The 19,285-nt window shown below is 72.9% G+C and carries 14 protein-coding genes; 3 read left to right on the top strand and 11 right to left on the bottom strand.

Translation table 11 applies throughout. From position 1 onward, the window contains the following. Positions 1-15: 15 nt before the first annotated feature. The 11 genes from B9O00_RS22115 to B9O00_RS22165 form a co-directional block, all read right to left on the bottom strand. Positions 16-1,464: an undecaprenyl-phosphate glucose phosphotransferase gene (locus B9O00_RS22115; protein WP_085124913.1), complete on the bottom strand. Its 1,449-nt coding sequence runs from the start codon at positions 1,462-1,464 to the stop codon at positions 16-18. Between the two features lie 67 nt (positions 1,465-1,531). Beyond that, positions 1,532-2,803, bottom strand: a complete 1,272-nt coding sequence (locus B9O00_RS22120; protein ID WP_159460292.1) for a glycosyltransferase — start codon at positions 2,801-2,803, stop codon at positions 1,532-1,534. Between the two features lie 41 nt (positions 2,804-2,844). After that, a complete protein-coding gene (locus tag B9O00_RS22125) occupies positions 2,845-4,092 on the bottom strand; it encodes a glycosyltransferase (protein WP_085124915.1) in 1,248 nt (415 codons plus the stop codon). Beyond that, positions 4,092-6,380 carry a GumC family protein gene (locus tag B9O00_RS22130; protein ID WP_085124916.1) on the bottom strand — a complete coding sequence of 763 codons (2,289 nt, stop codon included), beginning with the start codon at positions 6,378-6,380 and terminating at the stop codon, positions 4,092-4,094. The genes B9O00_RS22125 and B9O00_RS22130 overlap by 1 nt, the downstream gene beginning before the upstream one ends. Further along, a complete protein-coding gene (locus B9O00_RS22135; RefSeq protein WP_085124917.1) occupies positions 6,380-6,961 on the bottom strand; it encodes a polysaccharide biosynthesis/export family protein in 582 nt (193 codons plus the stop codon). The genes B9O00_RS22130 and B9O00_RS22135 overlap by 1 nt, the downstream gene beginning before the upstream one ends. A gap of 9 nt (positions 6,962-6,970) precedes the next feature. Beyond that, positions 6,971-8,014 carry a UDP-glucose 4-epimerase GalE gene (gene galE / locus B9O00_RS22140; protein ID WP_085124918.1) on the bottom strand — a complete coding sequence of 348 codons (1,044 nt, stop codon included), beginning with the start codon at positions 8,012-8,014 and terminating at the stop codon, positions 6,971-6,973. Between the two features lie 2 nt (positions 8,015-8,016). Beyond that, positions 8,017-9,510: a mannose-1-phosphate guanylyltransferase/mannose-6-phosphate isomerase gene (locus tag B9O00_RS22145; RefSeq protein ID WP_085124919.1), complete on the bottom strand. Its 1,494-nt coding sequence runs from the start codon at positions 9,508-9,510 to the stop codon at positions 8,017-8,019. 112 nt (positions 9,511-9,622) lie between these two features. Next, positions 9,623-10,606: a response regulator transcription factor gene (locus B9O00_RS22150; RefSeq protein WP_089229696.1), complete on the bottom strand. Its 984-nt coding sequence runs from the start codon at positions 10,604-10,606 to the stop codon at positions 9,623-9,625. Positions 10,607-10,665: 59 nt separating this feature from the next. Next, entirely contained in the window at positions 10,666-11,616 is a 951-nt protein-coding gene (locus B9O00_RS22155; protein ID WP_085124921.1) for a hypothetical protein, read from the bottom strand. Positions 11,617-12,477: 861 nt separating this feature from the next. After that, positions 12,478-14,040: a hydantoinase/oxoprolinase N-terminal domain-containing protein gene (locus B9O00_RS22160; RefSeq protein WP_085124922.1), complete on the bottom strand. Its 1,563-nt coding sequence runs from the start codon at positions 14,038-14,040 to the stop codon at positions 12,478-12,480. Continuing rightward, positions 14,037-15,125 (bottom strand): S-methyl thiohydantoin desulfurase family protein, encoded by a 1,089-nt coding sequence (locus B9O00_RS22165; RefSeq protein WP_085124923.1) that lies wholly within the window; start codon positions 15,123-15,125, stop codon positions 14,037-14,039. Before B9O00_RS22165 ends, B9O00_RS22160 begins: the two co-directional genes overlap by 4 nt. 199 nt (positions 15,126-15,324) lie before the next feature. Here B9O00_RS22165 and B9O00_RS33865 point away from each other — a divergent pair, with 199 nt between their 5' ends. The 3 genes from B9O00_RS33865 (at position 15,325) to B9O00_RS22180 (ending at position 19,250) form a co-directional block, all read left to right on the top strand. Then, positions 15,325-16,275, top strand: a complete 951-nt coding sequence (locus B9O00_RS33865; RefSeq protein WP_085124924.1) for an AroM family protein — start codon at positions 15,325-15,327, stop codon at positions 16,273-16,275. A gap of 192 nt (positions 16,276-16,467) precedes the next feature. Continuing rightward, on the top strand, positions 16,468-17,370 hold the full coding sequence (locus B9O00_RS22175) for a helix-turn-helix domain-containing protein (protein ID WP_085124925.1): 903 nt from the start codon (positions 16,468-16,470) through the stop codon (positions 17,368-17,370). Positions 17,371-17,606: 236 nt separating this feature from the next. Beyond that, entirely contained in the window at positions 17,607-19,250 is a 1,644-nt protein-coding gene (locus B9O00_RS22180; protein ID WP_200808629.1) for a flavin-containing monooxygenase, read from the top strand. The last annotated feature ends 35 nt before the right edge of the window (positions 19,251-19,285 follow it).

Below are 19,285 nucleotides of genomic sequence, written 5' to 3' on the forward strand. Positions count from 1 at the left end.
CGGGGACTCCAGCGGCTAGAAGGCGTTTTTTCCGGAGAAGCCGACGAAGATCGTCATGAAGATGATCTTCAGGTCGAGCCAGAGCGACCAGTCCTCGATGTAGGCGATGTCGTGCTGGACGCGCCGGCGGATCTGCTTGACCGTCTCGGTCTCGCCGCGCCAGCCGTTGATCTGCGCCCAGCCGGTGATGCCCGGCTTGACCCGGTGCCGGGCCGCGTACTGGCGCACCGCCTGCTGGTAGAGCAGGCCGCCGGCCTTGGCCGAAACGGCGTGGGGACGCGGGCCGACGATCGACATGTCGCCGCGCAGCACGTTGAGGAACTGCGGCAGCTCGTCGAGGCTGTAGGCGCGCAGCACGCGGCCGAGCCGGGTGATGCGCGGGTCGTTGCGCTGGGTCAGCTGCTCGGCGTTATGGTCGGTCATGGCGTGGTGCATGGTCCGGAACTTCCAGACCTCGATCAGCCGGTTGTTGAAGCCGTAGCGCTTCTGCCGGAACAGCACCGGCCCCGGGCTGTCGAGCTTGATCAGCACGGCGATGATCGCCAGCAGCGGCGCAATCAGCAGCAGGATCAGGCTGGCCAGCATCCGGTCCTCGACCGCCTTGGCCAGGTAGCGCCAGCCGCTCAGCGGCCGGTCGGCCAGGGTGAACATCGGCACCTCGCCGAGATAGCGCACACGCGGCCGGGTCAGGCTGAGGCCGATGCCGCGCGGGCAGAGCAGCACCTCGACCGGGTACTGGTAGAGGCGGGCGAAGGTGTCGAGCGCCCAGTCCTCCTCGACCCAGGGAATCGCCATGACCACCGTGTCGACCTCGCTCTCGCACAGGCACCGCTCCAGGCCGTCGAGGTCGAGCGTGTCGGGCCCGCCGGAGAAGATCCGCACGACCCGCACCAGCCGCTTCGAGTCGAGCTCGAGCTGGCGGATCAGCTGCTCGGCGTGGGCCGCCTCGCCGACGATCACGACGCGGCGGCTCAGCGCGTCGTCGAGCCGGCCGCGGCGCGCCAGGGCGACGAGGCTCGCGCGCAGCACGACGAGACCGGCGACCGCGATCACGAACCACAGGCCGGCCCAGGCCCGCGAGTAGTCGCCCGAGGTCTTGGAGAAGTAGCTGAGCGCGAGGATCGCGCCGGCGACCGCGCCGCAGCCGCCGAGCAGGCGCAGCAGGCTCGGTCCCAGCCGGGCCAGCAGCTTCAGGTCGTAGAGTCTGAGCCAGCCGAAGGCGTTGAGCGTCAGCACCGTGCCGAGCAGGGTCGCGACGGCATAGGGCTGCCACTCGGCATAGGGATCGGTCTGCAGCCAGATCAGGTAGGCCAGATAGCTGGCGCCGGCGATGACCAGCGCGTCGAGCCCGGCCAGGCCGACGCTCAGCAGCGATGGCAACACCGAGGGCGTCAGAGCCGGCGACGCCGGCCTCGCCCGTTCGGCACCCCGCTCTTCCGTCCCCGCCCAGATCGTCTCCGACATCGCATGACTCCGCCGTGGTCGATCGCGGGAGGAGTCGGCACCGGCCGGCTCACGCTCCCGCCGACCACTAAACGCGGTGGTCCGCGGCGGGGCGCGTGGCCAGCCCGTGACCGCTTGTGGCCTTTCTGTCACCGGCTGCAAACCCTTGACGGGTCAGCAGAATTCCAGGCCCGGCCAGCGGCCCGAGAACGCCGTCGGCGAAGGCCTCGGGGGTGCGCCCGGCGACGAAGCGGGCCAGCGCCGCCGGGTCGGCCAGATCGGCCCGGCCGCGCAGGGCGGCGGTCGCGAGGGCGCTCGCCAGGGCCGCCGGATCGGTGGTGTCGACGGCCAGGCCGAGGCCGTGCTCGCGGACCAGCCGGCCGACCAGGCCGTAGTCCTGGGCGATCACCGGCCGGCCGCGGCTGGCTGCCCAGAGCAGCACGCCGCTGGAGCCGACGAAGCGCTGGTAGGGCGCCAGCACCGCGTCCGAGGCCTCGACCAGGGCGGCGAGCTCGCCGGCCGCGAGGCGCCTGTCCTCGAGCCGGATCCAGAGCTCCGGCCGCCCGGCGGCGAGCCGCGCCAGCAGATCCCGCAGCTCGTCCCCGATCGCCGGGTCGACGACGCCGGCGACGATCACCGCGATGCGCCCGGCGCTGGCGGCGTCGAGCCGGGCGAGCGCGCGGAGCAGCGCCGGCACGCCCTTGCGCTCGGCCAGCACGCCGAACAGCACGAAGAGCGCGCGGCCGGCCGGCGCGCTCGCCGCGAGCTTCCGATCCTCCCCGGTGATGCCGGCCAGGGGAAAGGCCGGATCGACCAGCGCCTCGACCTTGTCGCCCCGGCGGTAGCGGGCCCGGGCGAAGGCCGGGAAACCCTCGTCGAGCGACAGCACCCGCGTCAGCGCCGGATGCCGCAGCATGCGCCGGTAGAGCAGGTCCTTGCGCAGATCCCGGCGCCAGTCGCGGTGCCGCCAGACGCCCGGCTCGTAGTGCACCGAGGGCCGGAACAGGATGCCCGAGACCGACCGCCCGGCGCCGAGCGGCAGGCCGAGGGCGAGCGGCAGCGACAGGTGGTCGAGCTCGAGGAACAGCCCCTCGGGCGCGCCGGTGCGCGCGAGCCAGCGGCGCATCGTCGCCCAGCGGGCGAGGCCGCTGACCGCGAGCCTGCGATCGCTGCAGCGCGCGACCTCGGCCTCGCTCAGAGACAGGATCGAGAGGCCGGGCAGCGGCGCCGCCGCCAGCTCCGCGCGCAGCGATTCGGCGACCGGCGGCGCGACCGCGAAGGCGAGCGGCGGCACCGGCTCGAAGCGGCGCGCCCCTTCGGCCAGGTGCCGCAGCCACTCGCGGCCGTGGCCCTGGGGCATCGGCTCCAATACGAGCAGCCGCGGCGTCGGCGCCGGCCGGGTCATCCGCGACCGAACACGACGCCGCCGCTGGGCTCGGTCGCGACCCTGCGCAGGGCGGCCTCGAGGCGTCCGAGCACGACCGCCTTGTCGTGATGCCTCTCGACGAAGGCGCGGCCGCGCGCGCCCAGCTCGGCCCGGCGCCGGGCGTCGACGCCGAGCGCCAGCACCGCCTCGGCCAGCGCCTCGGCGTCGGCCGGCGGCACGCAGTGGCAGGCGCCGGTCGTCTCCTGCAGCTGCCAGAGGTGGGTGCCGGGACGGGCCGTCGCGACGAAGGGCCGGCCGGCCGCCATGATGCCGTAGACCTTGGAAGGGACGGCGTAGTCCGCCGCCTTTTCGTCCTGCGGCACCAGGTGGACGTCGCCCTCGGCCAGTCCCTCGCTCAGGCGCTCGAGCGGCAGCAGCGGCCGGAACTCGACGTTGCCCAGCCGGCGCCGCCGGGCCTCCTCCTGCAGCCGCGCCGCCTCGCCGCCCTCGCCGCGGATCACGACGCGCAGCGAACTGTCGCGGCGCTGCAGGACCTCGGCCAGGGCGAGCACCTGGTCGAGCGCCTGCTTGCGGCCGAGATTGCCGCTGTAGAGCACGGTCGTCGGCTCGCCGGCCCGGCGTTCGAGCGGCCGGATCGCGCCGGCGTCGACCCAGATCGGCAGCACCTCGATGGCCGTGGTGACGCCCTGGCGGCGCAGGCGGCGGCGCATCTGATCGGAGAGCACGAAGACGCAGTCGGCGCCGTTCAGCACGCGCCGCTCGAGCTGCCGCAGGAGGCCCGGCAGCAGGCCGCCGCCGACCATGCCCAGGCCCGAGGCGAGACCCGACTGGATGTCGTGGATCAGCGCGAAGTGGCGCCCGTCGCGCCGGCAGGCGAAGCGGCCGAGCAGCACCGAGAAGACCGAGGGGCAGAGCGAGACGACCAGGCGGCTGCGCTTCGCACGCCCGGTCGCCAGGGCCGCGAGGCCGCGCAGCAGGAAGGCCAGCTCGCCGGCCAGCCGGCCGAAGGCACCGCGCCGTCCCGGCCGCCAGGGCGCCAGCCGCTCGATGGCGACGCCGCCGTGGCGCTCGCGGTCGCGCGAGCCGTCGCGGTAGGCCTCCGGCACCACCCCGGCGGGGTAGTGCGGCCGGCAGGTCAGCGCGGCGACCCGCCAGCCGGACCGGGCCAGCCACTCGGCGAGGTCGGTGCAGTAGGGCGCGGAGCCGATCGGCTCCGGCCAGTAGAACTGCGTGACCAGCAGGACCTCGGGATCGCCGGTCATCAGGCGGCCCGCGTGACCGGCCGCTGGGCATAGCCGTAGACCGCCTCGCCCGTGCCGTAGCGGCGGTAGCCCTTGGGGTCGACGTCCGACAGGATCGTGCCGCCGAGCCGCGCGCCCGCCATCTCCAGGTGGTTCAGCGCCTCGACCACCGCCGCGCGCGGCGTCGAGCCCCAGCGCACGACGAAGGCGACCTCCTCGGCCATCTGGGCGAGGGCCGCGGCCTCCGAACCGGCCAGCACCGGCGGCGCATCGAGAATCACCAGATCGTAGTGCCGGGCCAGGGTCGTCAACAGCAGGCGCAGCCTCTCGTAGCGCAGCGCCCCGTTGGCGATGCGCGAGACGTCGCCGGCGAAGATCGCGTGGGCGCCGCTCGTGCCGTCGTGGAACACCACGTCCTCGGCGCTGGCCGCGCCGGCCAGCAGGTCGCCTAGCCCGGGGGCCATGGCGTGGGCGAAGTAGTCGTGGACCGCCGGCCGCCGCCAGTCGCAGTCCAGGATGATCACCCTGAGACCGCTGCCGGTCGCCATGCGGATCAGCGAGGCGGCGATCCGCGACTTGCCTTCGCGCGGCGTCGCCGAGGTCAGCATCAGCACCTTGCGGGCCCGCGCCTGCGGCGCGAAGACCAGCCGCTCGAAGAGGTTGCCGATGGCGTGGCCGAAGGGCGAGTTCGAGCGGCGCGCGTCCTGGACCCCGGCGAAGCTGCGGCGGCCCGGCGGCGGCAGCATGCCCAGGGTCGGCAGGTTGGTGGCGTCCTCCAACTGCTGGGCGGTGCGGAAGCTGCGGTCCATGTTCTCGCGGACCAGCCCGACCAGGATGCCGATCAGCGTGCCGCCGATGAGGCCGAGCAGCACCAGCATGGTCGAGGGCGGGTAGCTCGGCGACAGCGGCACCGCGGCCCGCGAGATCACCACCGAACTGGCGTCCTTGCCGTCGGGCTGGTCGGAGACCTCCTTCTCGCGGTCGAGGAAGCTGACCAGCAGCCGCCGGTTCGATTCCGCCTGGCGCTCGAGCTCGTGCAGCCGGATCGACTTCTCGTTGGTCTGGCCCATCTTGGCCTGGACCTGGTCGAGGCTCTTGCGCAGGGCGGTCGCGCGCGCCCGGGCGGCGGCGTCCTCGTGGCGCAGCCCCTCGACGACCTTGCCGACCTCGGCGGCGACCTTGCCCCTGATGTCCGCGAGCTGCGCCTTCATGTCGAGCATCTTCGGATGCTGCGGGCCATAGGTGGAGGCGAGCTCGGCGGCCTGGCGCTGGAGGTCGGTCTGCTGGGTCTTCAGCGCCTGGATCAGCGGCGAGCTCAAGACCTCGGGCAGCGCTTCCGGCGGCGCCTTGTCGTGCGCCACCTTCTGCGCCTGGGCGAGGCGCGAGTCGGCCTCGGCCTGGGCCGACTCGGCGAGGATCAGCTGGGTGTTGAGCTCGCTGACCTGCTGGGCCGTGACCTCGTCGCTGCGGGTCTCGTAGAGGCCGTTGGCACGGCGATACTCGGCGACCGCGCGCTCCGACTCCTCGACCTTCCGACGCAGCTCGGCGATGCGCTTGTCGAGCCACTGGTTGGCGTCGGCCGTCGCCGTCGCCCGGCGCGCCAGCTGCTGCTCGATGTAGGTGTCCGCGAGGCCGTTGGCGACGCGCGCCGCGGTTTCCGGGCTCTCCGACTGGACGTCGATCGCCAGCACGTGGGAGCGCTGCAGCGGCGAGACCTCGAGCCGGCTCAGCAGCTGCGAGACGACGATCTGCTGCAGGCGCTCCCGGCGCTCGGCCTCGGTCATCTCCGGATGCGTCCCCGCCGCCGCATCGGAGCCGCCGCCGAGCAGCGGCTTCACGACCTCGGTCTTGAGCCAGTCCTTCGCCCGGGCGATCTGCTGGCGCCACCAGGGCGGCGGCGGCCGCAGCGCCGGGTTGAACTCGGGATCCCGGTCGAGTGCGAGGCGCCTGGCGACCTCCGCCGCCAGACCGCGCGACTGCAGCACGTAGCTCTCGCTCTGCACGACCTCCTGGTTGGCGCTCAGCTCCTGCAGCACGTCGGGAACCTGGGTGACCTTCGGCACCTGCGCGCCGATCAGCACCTGCGATTCCGCGCTGTAGCGCGGCTCGAGCGTCGTCGAGACCCCGGCGGCGAGCAGCCCGCCGGCGGCGGCGGCCCCGAGCACCAGCCATTTGCAGCGCCAGAGCTTGCGGAAGAACTCCATGCCGTCGCCACCGGCCGGCGCATAGGCCCCGGCGGGCGTCGCCGGACCGGCCGGCGGCCAGGCGCCGGCGGGAACCTGGAGCAGATAGGGCTCGCGCGGCGGCATCAGAAGAACCGCTCGCGCACGGTGATCAGGTCGCCCGGCTCGACCTCCGTGTTCGGGAAGGCCTCGCGCTTGACCTTCTCCGGGTCCGCCTTGCGGGTGATGTAGAACTCGTCCTCACGGGCCCGGTAGGTCAGGCCGCCGGCCAGGGCGACGGCGTTCATCACCGTCATGTCGTCGACATAGGGATAGCTGCCCGGGCTTTTGACCTCGCCGACGATGTAGAAGGGCCGGTAGTTCAGCACCTGCACGCTGACCTTCGGGTCGTTCAGGTACTTCGGCGACAGCCGCCGGGCGATCGCGTCGGCCAGCTGCGGCGCCGTCTTGTCGCCCGCCGGCACGGCACCGATCAGCGACAGCGAGATGTCGCCCTGGCCGTCGACCACGTGCTGTCCGGTCAGGTCGTCCTGGCCGAAGACCGTGACCAGGACCTTGTCGCCCGGGCCGAGCCGGTACTCTGTCTGCTTCGGGGCCAAGTCGGGCGCGCCGGGATCGCCGGCGCAGCCGCCGAGGCCGGCGGCCAGCAGGAACAGACCGGCGACGGTCGCGATCGGTGGTGTCGGCAGGTCGAGCCGCAGGAACATCGCAGCACCTCAGGAACTGTTGGCGATCTGGGTCGCGGCCGGACGGACGATGGCGCAGGGGTCGGCTCGGGGCCGCCGGCCGGGGGCGGTCAGCCATTGCCAGGCGTGGGCCAGCTGCTCGTCGAGCGCACTGTGGCGCGGCCGCCAGCCGAGGTCGCTCCGCGCGCGCCCGGCGTCGGCGACCAGCACCGGCGGATCGCCGGGCCGCGCGGCCCGCACCCGTACGGCGATCGGCCGACCGGTGACCCGGCGCGCCGCCTCGACGACCTGGCGCACCGAGAAGCCCGCACCGTTACCCAGGTTGAAGGCATCGGTGCCCTCGGCCCCGGACAGGCGATCGAGGGCCAGCAGGTGCGCCTGGGCCAGGTCGGCGACGTGGATGTAGTCGCGGATGCAGGTGCCGTCGGCGGTCGGATAGTCCTCACCGAAGATGGCGATCTCCGGCCGCAGTCCGGCCGCCGCCTCCAGCACCAGCGGGATCAGGTGGGTCTCCGGCTCGTGCGCCTCGCCGAGCTCGCCGTCGGGGTCGGCGCCGGCGGCGTTGAAGTAGCGCAGCGCGACCGAGCGGATGCCGTGGGCGACGGCGAAGTCGCGCAGCAACTGCTCGCAGACCAGCTTGGTCGAGCCGTAGGGATTGACCGGCTCGAGCGGATGGCGCTCGTCGATCGGCACCCGGCGGGGCGTGCCGTAGACCGCCGCGGTCGAGGAGAAGACGATGCGATCCAGCCCGGCCCGGCCCATCGCCGCCAGCAGCGACAGCAGGCCGAGCACGTTGTTCTCGTAGTACTTGCCGGGATCGACGACCGACTCGCCGGCGGCGATGTAGGCGGCGAAGTGCAGCACCGCCTGCGGCCGCCAGCGCTCCAGCACCGCGTCGAGCCGCGCCCGGTCCTGCAGGTCGCCGACCTCCAGCGGGCCCCAGCGCACCGCCCAGCGGTGGCCGTTGCTCAGGTTGTCGTAGGTGACCGGCAGCCAGCCGGCCGCCGCCAATGCCTTGCAGACGTGGCTGCCGATGTAGCCGGCGCCGCCGGTGACCAGAAGCGGGGTGGCCATGCTCAGCTCCGACCGTAGCTGTCCTGGAAGCGCACGATGTCGTCCTCGCCGAGGTAGGAGCCGGACTGCACCTCGATCAGGTGCAGCGGCAGGATCCCCGGGTTGGACAGGCGGTGGGTCGTGCCCGGCGGGATGTAGGTCGACTGGTTCTCGTGCAGCAGCCGCTCGTCGCCGTCGCAGTGCACCCGCGCCGTGCCGCGCACGACGATCCAGTGCTCGGCGCGGTGATGGTGCATCTGCAGGCTGAGCTCGGCGCCCGGCTTGACGACGATGCGCTTGACCTGGAAGCGCTCGCCGGAATCGACCGACTGGTAGCTGCCCCAGGGCCGGTAGACGGTCGAGTGGTGCAGCACCTCCTGGCGATTGCGCCTGCCGAGCCGCTCGACCAGCGCGCCGACCCGCGCGGCCTCGTCGGTCCTGGCGACCAGCACGGCGTCGTCGGTGACGACGATCGTCAGGTCCTCGACCCCGAGCGCGGCGACCAGGCGACCGTCGGCACGGATGTGGCAGTTGCGCACCGACTCGGCCTCGACGTCGCCCTCGAAGACGTTGCCGTCGGACTCCGTCGGCCGGAGCGTGCGCAGGGCCTCGTGCAGCACCGGCCAGGAGCCGACGTCGCGCCAGCCCATCTCGACCGGCACCACGGCGACCCTGCCGCTCAGCTCCATGATCGCCTTGTCGATCGGCAGCGCCGGCGCCGACTCGAAGGCCTCGGCGTCGAGGCGGAAGAACTCGAGGTCCTCGCGGCCCTCCGCGATGGCCCGCTCGCAGGCCGCCAGCAGATCCGGCTGCAGGCGCCGGACCTCGTCCAGGAAGGGCCCGACCGGCAACAGGAAGACGCCGCTGTTCCAGTAGCATCCGGGGCTGCCGGCCAGTCGGGCCGCGGTCGCGGCCTCGGGCTTCTCGACGAAGCTGAGCACCGCGCGCACGCCCTCGAAGCCGTCGATCGCGGCGCCGGCCTGGATGTAGCCGTAGCCGGTCTCGGGCCGGGTCGGCCGGACGCCGAAGGTGACCAGCCAGCCATCGCGGGCGGCGCGGGCCGCCTGGGCCACGGCGGCGCGGAACGCCTCGGGGTCGGCGATGTGGTGATCGGCGGGCTGCGCCAGCAGCAGGCCCTGCGGGTCCTCGCCGGCCAGCAGCAGAGCGCTGACGACCAGCGCCGGGGCGGTGTTGCGCCCGCTCGGCTCCAGCACGATGCGCTGCGGCGCGAGGCCGACCGCGGCGAGCTGCTCGGTGACCAGGAAGCGCTGCTCCTGGTGGCAGACGACCAGCGGCGGCGCCACGCCGGCCAGATCGCGGGTGCGCAGCACGGTCTCCTGCAGCATGGTCCGGTCCGACAGCAGGGCCTGCAGCTGCTTCGGGTAGTGCTTGCGCGACAGCGGCCACAGCCGGGTGCCGGCGCCGCCGGACAGCAGGACCGGCCAGAGCCGGCGCGGCGCCTCCGCCGTCTCCAGGGCCGAGACGTCGACCGCGTTCAGTGACTGGGTGTCACGCATGGGCTCTTGCCTCCTGTTGCGGTCCGCCGCCGGGCACCGGTCGGGTCCGGCGACAGCGGCGCTGCGGCTCAATAACGAGCCGCAGCGCCGCCCGGACAGTGACCAAGCGGTGTCAACCGCGCTCCGGCTGTGACCGGGCCGTAGCGCGCAGCGGCTCGCTCGGCGCGCCGGTCTCCACGGCCTCGGCGTCCTGCGCCGGTCGCGGCACGCCGCCCCCCGTCCCGGACGCCGGGGCGAGCCGCAGCAGGCCGTCGGAGGCCTGGTCCTGGCGCCGACGCCAGGACGCGACGGAGCGCACGAAGGGCAGGCGCGAGAGCTTGTCCAGCACGTCGACCGGCGCGGCGGCGCCGTCGGCGGCCGGTCCGGCCTTCGGAGGCTCCTCCCGCCAGAGGTAGCCGACGCCGGGATAGTTCTCGATGGCCTCGAAGCCCTCGTCGAGCTCGCGGAACTTCTGGCGGATCCGCTTGATCATCGAGCGCACGTTGGTGCGGTAGCCCTGGGCGCCGTCACCGGCGATGAAGCCCCGGCCGTGCACGACGTCGTAGATCGCCCGGTAGGCGACGTCCTCGCCGGCCCGGCTGGCGAGCAGCTGGACGACCCGGAACTCGGTCGCGGTCAGCGGCACCGGGGTGCCGTTCCAGTAGGCCCGGCTCTTGCGCGACTGGATCTCCAGGGGCCCGACGCGCAACACCTCCGCCGCCTCGCCGCGGGGCCCGCGGCGGCTGCCGACCAGGATGCGGATGCGCCGGGCCAGCACCGCCGCGCTGCGCGACTTGTCGAGGAAATCGGCGGCGCCGTTGTCGAGGGCGATCGCCTCGTTCCGCTCGCTCGCGCGATCGGTCAGGAAGACGACCGGGATGCCGATGCCCACGGCCTTGATCTCGCACATGACCTCCAGGCCGGAGCGGTCGGACATGCCCCAGTCCAGGAAGATCAGGTCGAAGGAACGGTCGTGGCGCAGCAGGTCGAGGCCGATCTGGCCGTCGTTGCATTCGGTGACCTGGAAGTCCTGGTCGGCGAGGCTGCGCGCCAGCGATCGCCGGAACAGATCGTCGTCGTCGATCAGGAGGATACGAATCAGCGGCGACTCGGTCATCTGGGGGCCTTCTGCGGGAGCGGCGCCGGAACGCGGGGGCCTGAGCTGGGCGAGGCTGCTCATCGCGTCCCTCCCCGCGCAGAACGTTCGACCTTCCGCAGCAGTTGAGCGACCTGCTCGGCCCGGGCGGCGGGACTGCCAGGATCGTCCCCGGCGGCCCCGTCGCTCGCGGCCGCCGAGGGTCCGGCGAGGCCCGCGTGCCGGCCGCTCGCCTCGGCCTTGCCGACCGGCGCGGCGGCCGGGGCGTCGGGATGGCGCAGGCCGTAGGGCGGGGCCGCCGGATCCTCGGTCGGCACGGTGAACAGCGAGGCGACCGGCCGCTCGACCACGGGCTCGCCGCTCCAGGGAGCGGCCGCCCAGAGCACCGCCGCGGCGACGACGGCGCCGGCCGCCGACGCCAGGGCCCACCGGGCGCCGCGCGACTGGCTGGCCGCCCGCTCGGCCTCGGCGTGGCGCCACGCGGGGTGAAGCCGTGGTGCCGCCTCGGACCGCTCGGCGACGAGCGGCGTCGCCGGCTCCTCCGCTGCCCGGGTTGCCGCAGCGGACGGCCGGGGAGTCGGCGCCGTCGCGGGCGCCTCTCCGGGCGGCTGCGCGGCGGCGGCGGGACTCGCGGGCCCGCTGCGGCAAGCCGGCGGAACCGGATCGTCCCGGCCGGTGCCGGCCAGGCGACTGATCCGCGCGAAGTCGTCGTCACACCAGGGCAGGGCCGGGTCGAACGCGAGGCTGCGAGCCGGCTTCAAGACCGGCTCGACGCGCTCGCCGGGTCGCTGCTTCGGGCGCCCGGCCTGCAGTGGCAGCGGGTGCCCTGCGGTCGAGGCGCCGGCCTTCGGCCGGTGCGGCGTACCACCGGGAAGGCCCGGCCGCATCTGCTTGGCGCCGCAGAGGTGGCAGGCCCGGGCCTGCGGCACCAGAAGCGCATCGCAGACCCGGCAACGGAATCCGTCCTGCCGGTTCGAGGCTGCGGGCCGGTTCATGGGTTCGGGCTCGACCTTCTGTCCGTGCATCAGCAATCGAGTGGCTCCTTCTGCATCGCGACGTCACGTGACCGTCCATCGTCCGCACCGCCGGTCCGGGCCACGAGCCGCCGGCCCCTGTGCGGCACTGCAACGTGTCGGCGCGACGTCCGGACAACGGACGCGTCCCTCCTCCCCTATTGCTTTTCGTCCGGGCCCGGAGGCCCGGCGGCGGCGCAGGGGGTCTGCCCCCCCGGACGCCACGTTAACCACGATTCAGACGGGGAGTTTCGGGCGAGCCTGTGACCAAGCGGTGACGCGCTGGCGATCTCGCAGCCTCCCGCATCGCGCGCATACCACTGCCATCGGACGCAATCAGATCGGGCCGCCGGACGGCACCGCCCCTTCACACCAAGCACGCGAGTCGGCCGGCAGCCGGACGCGCAATCGCCTGCCCGGCCAGCGGCTTGGGATGCCGTCGCCGACGGTCGGGCGGGGGATTTTCGAGGCCGCTTCCCGCCCGGGCGCTGCCGCCCCTGCCGGTTGTACCGGGGCCGTCGGCCCGCGCCACACATCTGTCGAAAGTTCGGCGGAGGCGCTCGGCTGCCCAAATTTTTCCCGTGACCCGCCGCTCGCGCCGCGGCGACGGTCCGGAGAGCCCGTGCGCCGCGGGTCGCCGAGACGCAGCCTCGGCCCCCGGACCGGATCGCCAGAGCAGATGGCCTCCTGCCGCACCGCCTCGATCTTCTTGGCGAGCGCGACGCGCACCAGGGCAGTCGTCAGGCGCGGCAGGTCGCGGCGTTCGACGAGACGGGCCAGGGCCGCCGCGTCGTCGCCTCGCTTGCCTCTTCAGAGGCAACGAGCGACGGCGTCCCGAGTTCGTGCAGCGGCCTGCCCGCGGCAGTCCGCCGGCCGCGCTCAGCCGGCGGCGGCGACCGCCTCGGCCGGGGTCGCGATGTCGCCGATCACCCGCACGCGGACGCGCAGCGAGTCGCCGGGCAGGTAGGCGAGCGGCAGGTCCTCGACCTCGACGGTCTTGAGGCTGCCGGCGGCGGCACCGGCCTCCAGGGCGCGGCGCTCGGCCTGGGCGCGCGCCTCCTCGATCGAGCGGTCGCGGCCGAGGCCCGAGAAGATCTGGTCGACCTCGCCGGAGACCTGGGCGATGGCGGCGCCGACGGCATTGGCGACGGCATGGTGCTCGACGCGCACGACCTCGCTGGCGCCCTCGACCCTGTCGGGGATCAGGAAGCTGCCGCCGCCGACGGCGATCAGCGGCACGTCGCCGGCCTCGGTCTTCATGCGGTCGATGCCCTCGACGATCATCGCGTGCATCGCCTCCAGGACGGCGCCGACCATCGCACGGTCGAGGCCCGCCACGCGCTGCGGATCGCCGATTTCGGCGACGCCGGCGGCGACCGCGACGTCGGTCGCGGTCAGCTGGCGGCCGCCGAACACCAGGGCCTCGCGGGTCAGCCGGTAGCCGACGCTGCCGGGGCCGATGGCGCGGCTGTCGGGATCGATCTCGGTGCCGCCGCCGAGTCCGATCGACAGCAGGTCCGGCATGCGGAACAGGGTGCGCACGCCGCCGACCTCGACCGCGGCGTTGGCCTCGCGCGGGAAGCCGTGCTTGAGGTAGCCGATGTCGCTGGTCGTGCCGCCGACGTCGACCACCACGCCGTCCTCGATGCCCGACAGGAAGACCGCGCCGCGCATCGAGTTGGTCGGGCCCGAGGCGAAGCAGTAGACCGGGAAGCGCTCGGCCTGCCCGGCCAGGGTGATCGTGCCGTCGTTCTGGGTGATGTAGAGCGGCGCCGCGATGCCGCTGTCGGCGAGCGCGTCGGTGAAGGCACGGCTGGTGCGCTGCGCCATGTCCTGCAGGCAGGCGTTGAGCAGGGCGACGTTCTCGCGCTCCAGCAGGCCGATGCGGCCGAGCTCGTGAGACAGGGTGATGCGCGCGCCCGGGATCTCCTCGGCCAGGATCTCGGCGGCGGCCGCCTCGCACTCCGGGGTCAGCGGCGAGAAGACCGAGCTGACCGCGACTGCCGAGAGCCCCTGGTCGGCGAAGCGTCGCGCGGCCGCGCGGATCGCCTTGCGGTCGAGCGGCACGATCGGCCGGCCGTCGTACTCGTGGCCGCCCTCGACCAGGACGACCTGGCCGCGCACCAGCGCGGCCAGGTCCGCCGGCCAGTCGACGAAGGGCGGCAGCGAGGCACTGGCCGGCAGGCCGATGCGCAGGGCGCCGACCCTGTTGAGACCGCGCCGCTGCACGACGGCGTTGGTGAAATGGGTGGTCCCGATCATCACCGCGTCGACCGAGGCCGAGAGGGCGGCGTCGCCCTGCAGCAGCTCGGCGAGCGCGGTACGGACGCCGCCGGTGACGTCCTCGGTGGTCGGCGTCTTGACGCCGCGCAGGACGCGGCCGCCCTCGATCAGGACGGCGTCGGTGTTGGTGCCGCCGACGTCGATGCCGATGCGCTTCATGCCGCCACCTTTCCGAACGCGGTCCGATAGTCGAAGTCGTAGCCGAAGGCGCGCGGGCCGACGTGCTCGAGGCCCTTGGGCGTCAGCAGCAGCTCGGGCGCCGGCAGGGCGACGACGCTGACCCGCTGGCCGTAGCGGATCGACTCGGTGCCGATCGCCTCGCCAGAGACGCTGTCCATGACGCAGATGATGTCGGGGGTCGTCGCGACGACCTCGCCGTCGCGCCAGCCGGCCGCGAACTCGTTCTGGAACTCCAGCTCGAAGAGCGCGCCGCGGTCCTGGTCCAGCCCCTCGATGCGCGCCTTGCCGCGCAGGAAGCCCTCGGTCGCGCGGCGCTGCAGGTCGTGGACCTTGCCCCTGAACAGCTGCACCCCGCCCTCGGCCTCCAGCAGCGCCGCCACCGGATCCTCGTGGCGCCGGCGCGCCTCGCGCACCACGCCGCCGATGCGGATCGCCTTGGTCGTGGTGTCGAGGATGCCGTGGTCCTTGACCTCCCGCCCGGTCCGCGGCGCCTTGCAGGTCGCGGCGATCGAGCCGACCTCGGTGCAGGCCTTGCGGCTGATCCGCTCCATCCACTTCCAGCTCGCCGCACGCGCCACGATCACCTCGTTGTCGCGGATGTCGGCCAGGGTCAGCGGGAACATCGGCAGGTCGGCGATCGCGAAGCTGGTCATCTGCGCCTCGGGGAAGGCACGGCCCATGGCGTCGGCGTCGACTACCGGCAGGCCGGTGACGGCCGCGACCAGGATCGGCTGGAAGGCGTTGCCGCCGCCGATCTCGACCGACATCACGGCGCGGAACTTCCGGCCGAGGTAGTCCTCCATCATGCGCACCGGCTTGGCCGAGAAGGCCGGATCCGACAGTCGCTCCTGGCCGACCAGGGGAGCGCCCATGTTGGAGACCACGGCGACCAGATCGTCGTCGTCAAGGTCGCGCGGGTCCATCAGCGTCACCCGCCTGCCCTCGGCGTAGAGGTTGCGGGCGTTGAGGTAGGAGAGATAGGGGCTGCCGCCGCCGCCGGCGCCCAGGATCCAGGCCCCGGTCGCCAGGGGCTCCAGCTCGTCCCGCTCGATCTCACGCAGCATCGGGGCCGCCTTTCTCATGCCGTCGGTCCGCCGCTGCCCCCTCCCCGGGGAGCGGTGTGGGCAAGCCTATGCGGCCCTTCCGCCGCCGCAAATAAGGGCAAGCCCGTAGCCCGCGCCCCGGTCCCGGCAATGCTAGGCGCGCCGCACGGCTTGACCTATCCTCTGCTGCAGTGCGGTGAACACGAGACGACAGAGAGGCATGAGCGACGCTGCTGCCGACGCTGCAGGGCAAGGAACCCGGGTCGCCTTCGTGACCATCGGCCAGGCGCCGCGCGACGACATCGTGCCGGAGATCGTCGGCATGGTCGGGCGCCCCCTGACCAACGCCGAGTTCGGTGCCCTCGACGGCCTGGACGCCGCGGCGATCGCCGCCGCCGCGCCCGCGGCCGACGAGGAGTCGCTCTACACCCGCCTCGCCAGCGGCGAGCATGTCGTCGTCGCCGCGGGCTTCGTCGAGCAGCGCACCGCCGAGCTGCTGGAGCGGCTCGACCGCGAGGGCTTCGACCTGATCGTGCTGATCACGACCGGGCTGTTCGGCCACTTCGCGACCCGCACCCCGCTGATCAACGGCCAGCGCGTCGTCGACGCCTGGCTCGAGGCCCTGGTCGTCGAGGACGGCCGGGTCGGCGTCGTCTACCCGCTGAAGCGGCAGATCGCCGAACGCCACTACCTGCACAGCCACGGCGCGACGATCCGCAACCCGCGCGCCGCGGTGCTGGCCGGCGAGAGCGGCCGGCTGGAGGAGGCGGCGCGGCAGCTCGGCGACTGCGAGCTGATCCTGATGCACTCGGTCGGCTACACCGAGGACGAGGCGCAGCGCATCGTCGCCCTGACCGGCAAGCCGGTGGTCACCGCGCGCCGCGTCATCGCCGGTGCCCTGCGCCTGCAGCTCGCCCAGATCAGCGAGCTGCGCGAGCTGGCCCCGGCCGAGCTGGTCGACCGGCTGCCGGCCGGCGGCGAGCCCCTGACCCAGCGCGAGCGCGAGGTCATCACCCTGGTGCTCGACGGCCTGCCGAACAAGCTGGTCGCCCGCGAGCTCGGCATCAGCCACCGCACCGTCGAGATCCACCGGGCCCGCGCCATGAGCAAGCTCGGCGCCGCCTCGCCCGCCGAGCTGATCCGCCGGATCCTGCTGTCGGCGAGGCCCTGAGCGGCCCGCGACGCCGGGACGGACCGGCGACGCCACCGGCTCCCCGGCGCCCCCCGGACGCCACTTCGCTCTTTGCTCCCTGGGCACGAAGGCCCTAGGATCAATCAAGACGTGCACGGAAAGGATGCAAGCAGAGGGTCCCGTCATCTTCGCCGCCGCGGCAGTACCGCGTGCCGAACGTCGGATTCCAGGATGCCACCTGAGAAGGCGCACCCGAGCCATCTGATCTCGCCCGGCGAACTGCCAGTCTGGGTTCCCGGAAAGATCGTCTGCGCGAGCGACCGGCTGGGCTGGAGGGACATCGCGCAGCGGACCTACCTCTACAAGGGCCAGGATGTCGAAATCCCGCCCATGAACTCCTTCATGCTGGTGCAGTATCGCCGCGGCGAGACGCCGATGGACAGGAAGGTCGACGGGCGGTGGACGCGGACGCGCTGCCGGCCGGGCCTTTTCTCGCTGCTCTCCCGCTCGGCCGAGTCGCACTGGAACTGGACCGCCGGGGTCGAGGTCTCGCATCTCTACCTGTCGGGCGCCCTGATGGCGCGCGTCGCGAGCGACCTGCAGGGCAAGGAGGTCGCCGGGGTCGACCTCCACGATGTCCTGCAGGGATCCGACCCCCTGGTGACCCATGTCGCGGACGAGGTCACGCGCGAGGCCATGGAGCCCAATGTCGGCGGGCCGCTCTACGTCGAGGCCCTGGCCCTCCAGCTCGCCGTGCACCTGCTCAGGGGCTATGCCTCCTGCGTCTTCAAGGCGCCGTCCGGTCCCGCGGGGCTGTCGCGGGGCGAGGTCGCCCGGCTGGAGGAGTTCATCGACGCGCACCTGGGCGACGCCGTGGCGCTCGACGACCTGGCCCGGCTTCTCGGGATGGGAGTCTGGACCCTCAACCGGCATGTCCGGCGCACGCTCGGCTGCTCCGCCTACGCCCTCGTCGTCGAGCGGCGGATGGCACGGGCGCAACGGCTGCTGCGCGGCAGCGACCTGGCGCTCAAGGAGATCGCCGCCGCCTGCGGCTTCTCCGACCAGGCGCACATGACCCGCGCGTTCCGGGCGAAGCTGGGCGTGACGCCGGGGCAGTTCAGACGGGACAGCTGACGGCCCCCCGCGCCGGCCCCCACGCCGGCCCTGGCGCCGGCGAGGCCCGATGGACCCCGGCTCTCGCGATCGTTCAAAGGATTGCCTGCATCCTTCAAGACCGGCCGGCCGCCGGAAACCTACGCTCGATCGTTGAGCAGGCGCGCATCCCGGTCTTCGAGACAGGCGTCGCGCCCGCGCAGGCCGGCTGCACGAAGCAGCCGGCAAAAAAAGAGACGAGCGGAGGAGACAGCACCATGGACATGGAGACGAAAGACGCCGCGCCGGCGAACGGCAGCGCCGCCGCGACGAAGCTCGACGCGCTGATCATCGGGGCCGGGGTGGCCGGCCTCTACCAGTTGCACATGCTCAGGAACCAGGGACTGACGGTCCGGGCCTACGACAGCGCACCGAACGTCGGCGGCACCTGGTGCTGGAATCGCTATCCGGGCGCGCGCTTCGATTCCGAAGCCTACATCTACCAGTATCTCTTCTCGGAAGAGCTCTACAAAGGCTGGAGCTGGAGCGAGCGCTTCCCGGGCCAGCCGGAGATCGAGCGCTGGATGAACTACGTCGCCGACAGCCTCGACCTGCGCCGGGACATCCGGTTCTCGACGACGATCACCAGTGCGCATTTCGACGAGGAGCGCAGTCGCTGGACCGTCAGGACCGACGGCGGCGAGGTCATCGACACGCAGTTCCTGATCACCTGCTGCGGGATGCTCTCGGCGCCTCTCAGCGACCTGTTCCCGGGCCAGGACAGCTTCGAGGGGCAGATCTTCCACACGGCCCGCTGGCCGCGCGAGCCGGTCGAGCTCGCCGGCAAGCGGGTCGGCGTCGTCGGCATCGGCGCGACCGGCATCCAGGTCATCCAGACCATCGCGGGCCAGGTCGGGCAGCTGAAGGTCTTCGTGCGGACGCCGCAGTACGTCCTGCCCATGAAGAACCCGAAGTACGGCCCGGAGGAGGTCGCCGCCTACAAGGCGCGCTTCGAGGAGCTGAGGGCGACGCTGCCCTACACCTTCACCGGCTTCGAGTACGATTTCGAGAACAGCTGGGCCGAGCTGTCGCCGGCGCAGCGCCGCGCGGTGCTGGAGGAGGTCTACGAGAACGGCTCGCTGAAGCTCTGGCTCGCCTCCTTCGCCGAGCTGTTCTTCGACGAGGCGGTCAGCGAGGAGGTCTCGGAGTTCGTGCGCGAGAAGATGCGGGCACGGCTCAAGGACCCCGGGCTGTGCGACCTGCTGGTGCCGACGGACTACGGCTTCGGGACGCACCGCGTGCCGCTCGAGACCAACTACCTCGAGGCCTACCTCCGCCCCAACGTCGAGGCGATCGGGGTCCGGGACAACCCGATCCGGCGGGTGACGCCGGCAGGCATCGAGACCGCCGACGGCACGCTCCACGCGCTCGACGTCATCATCCTGGCGACCGGCTTCGACGCCGGCACCGGCGCGCTGACCCGGATCGACATCCGCGGCCGCGGCGGCCGGTCCCTGAAGGAGGACTGGGGCCGGGACATCCGCACGACGATGGGCCTGCAGATCCACGGCTATCCCAACCTCTTCACGACGGCGGTGCCGCTCGCCCCCTCGGCGGCCCTGTGCAACATGACGACCTGCCTGCAGCAGCAGACCGAGTGGATCAGCGACTGCATCGCCTACCTGCGCAGCGGCCAGCGGACGGTCATCGAGCCGACCGCGGAGATGGAGGACCGCTGGGTCGTGCATCACGACGAGACCGCGAACGCGACCCTGATCTCGAAGACGGACTCCTGGTACCTGGGCTCGAACATCCCGGGCAAGCCGCGCCGCGTCCTGTCCTATACCGGCGGCGTCGGCACCTATCGCCGGAAGTGCGACGAGGTCGCCGCGAGCGGCTACCAGGGTTTCGCGATACGCTAGAGGCGGCAGGCGCACGGCCTCCCGGCCGTGCGCCC

It is taken from the genome of Tistlia consotensis USBA 355, from assembly GCF_900177295.1.
In the GTDB taxonomy this organism is placed as follows: Bacteria; Pseudomonadota; Alphaproteobacteria; order Kiloniellales; family DSM-21159; genus Tistlia; species Tistlia consotensis.

Coding starts and splice junctions, on each gene's coding strand:
- B9O00_RS22115 (WP_085124913.1), bottom strand. CDS start 1,464: ATGTCGGAGACGATCTGGGCGGGGACGGAAGAGCGGGGTGCCGAACGG.
- B9O00_RS22120 (WP_159460292.1), bottom strand. CDS start 2,803: ATGCCCCAGGGCCACGGCCGCGAGTGGCTGCGGCACCTGGCCGAAGGG.
- B9O00_RS22125 (WP_085124915.1), bottom strand. CDS start 4,092: ATGACCGGCGATCCCGAGGTCCTGCTGGTCACGCAGTTCTACTGGCCG.
- B9O00_RS22130 (WP_085124916.1), bottom strand. CDS start 6,380: ATGCCGCCGCGCGAGCCCTATCTGCTCCAGGTTCCCGCCGGCGCCTGG.
- B9O00_RS22135 (WP_085124917.1), bottom strand. CDS start 6,961: ATGTTCCTGCGGCTCGACCTGCCGACACCACCGATCGCGACCGTCGCC.
- galE (WP_085124918.1), bottom strand. CDS start 8,014: ATGGCCACCCCGCTTCTGGTCACCGGCGGCGCCGGCTACATCGGCAGC.
- B9O00_RS22145 (WP_085124919.1), bottom strand. CDS start 9,510: ATGCGTGACACCCAGTCACTGAACGCGGTCGACGTCTCGGCCCTGGAG.
- B9O00_RS22150 (WP_089229696.1), bottom strand. CDS start 10,606: ATGACCGAGTCGCCGCTGATTCGTATCCTCCTGATCGACGACGACGAT.
- B9O00_RS22160 (WP_085124922.1), bottom strand. CDS start 14,040: ATGAAGCGCATCGGCATCGACGTCGGCGGCACCAACACCGACGCCGTC.
- B9O00_RS22165 (WP_085124923.1), bottom strand. CDS start 15,125: ATGCTGCGTGAGATCGAGCGGGACGAGCTGGAGCCCCTGGCGACCGGG.
- B9O00_RS33865 (WP_085124924.1), top strand. CDS start 15,325: ATGAGCGACGCTGCTGCCGACGCTGCAGGGCAAGGAACCCGGGTCGCC.
- B9O00_RS22175 (WP_085124925.1), top strand. CDS start 16,468: ATGCCACCTGAGAAGGCGCACCCGAGCCATCTGATCTCGCCCGGCGAA.
- B9O00_RS22180 (WP_200808629.1), top strand. CDS start 17,607: ATGGACATGGAGACGAAAGACGCCGCGCCGGCGAACGGCAGCGCCGCC.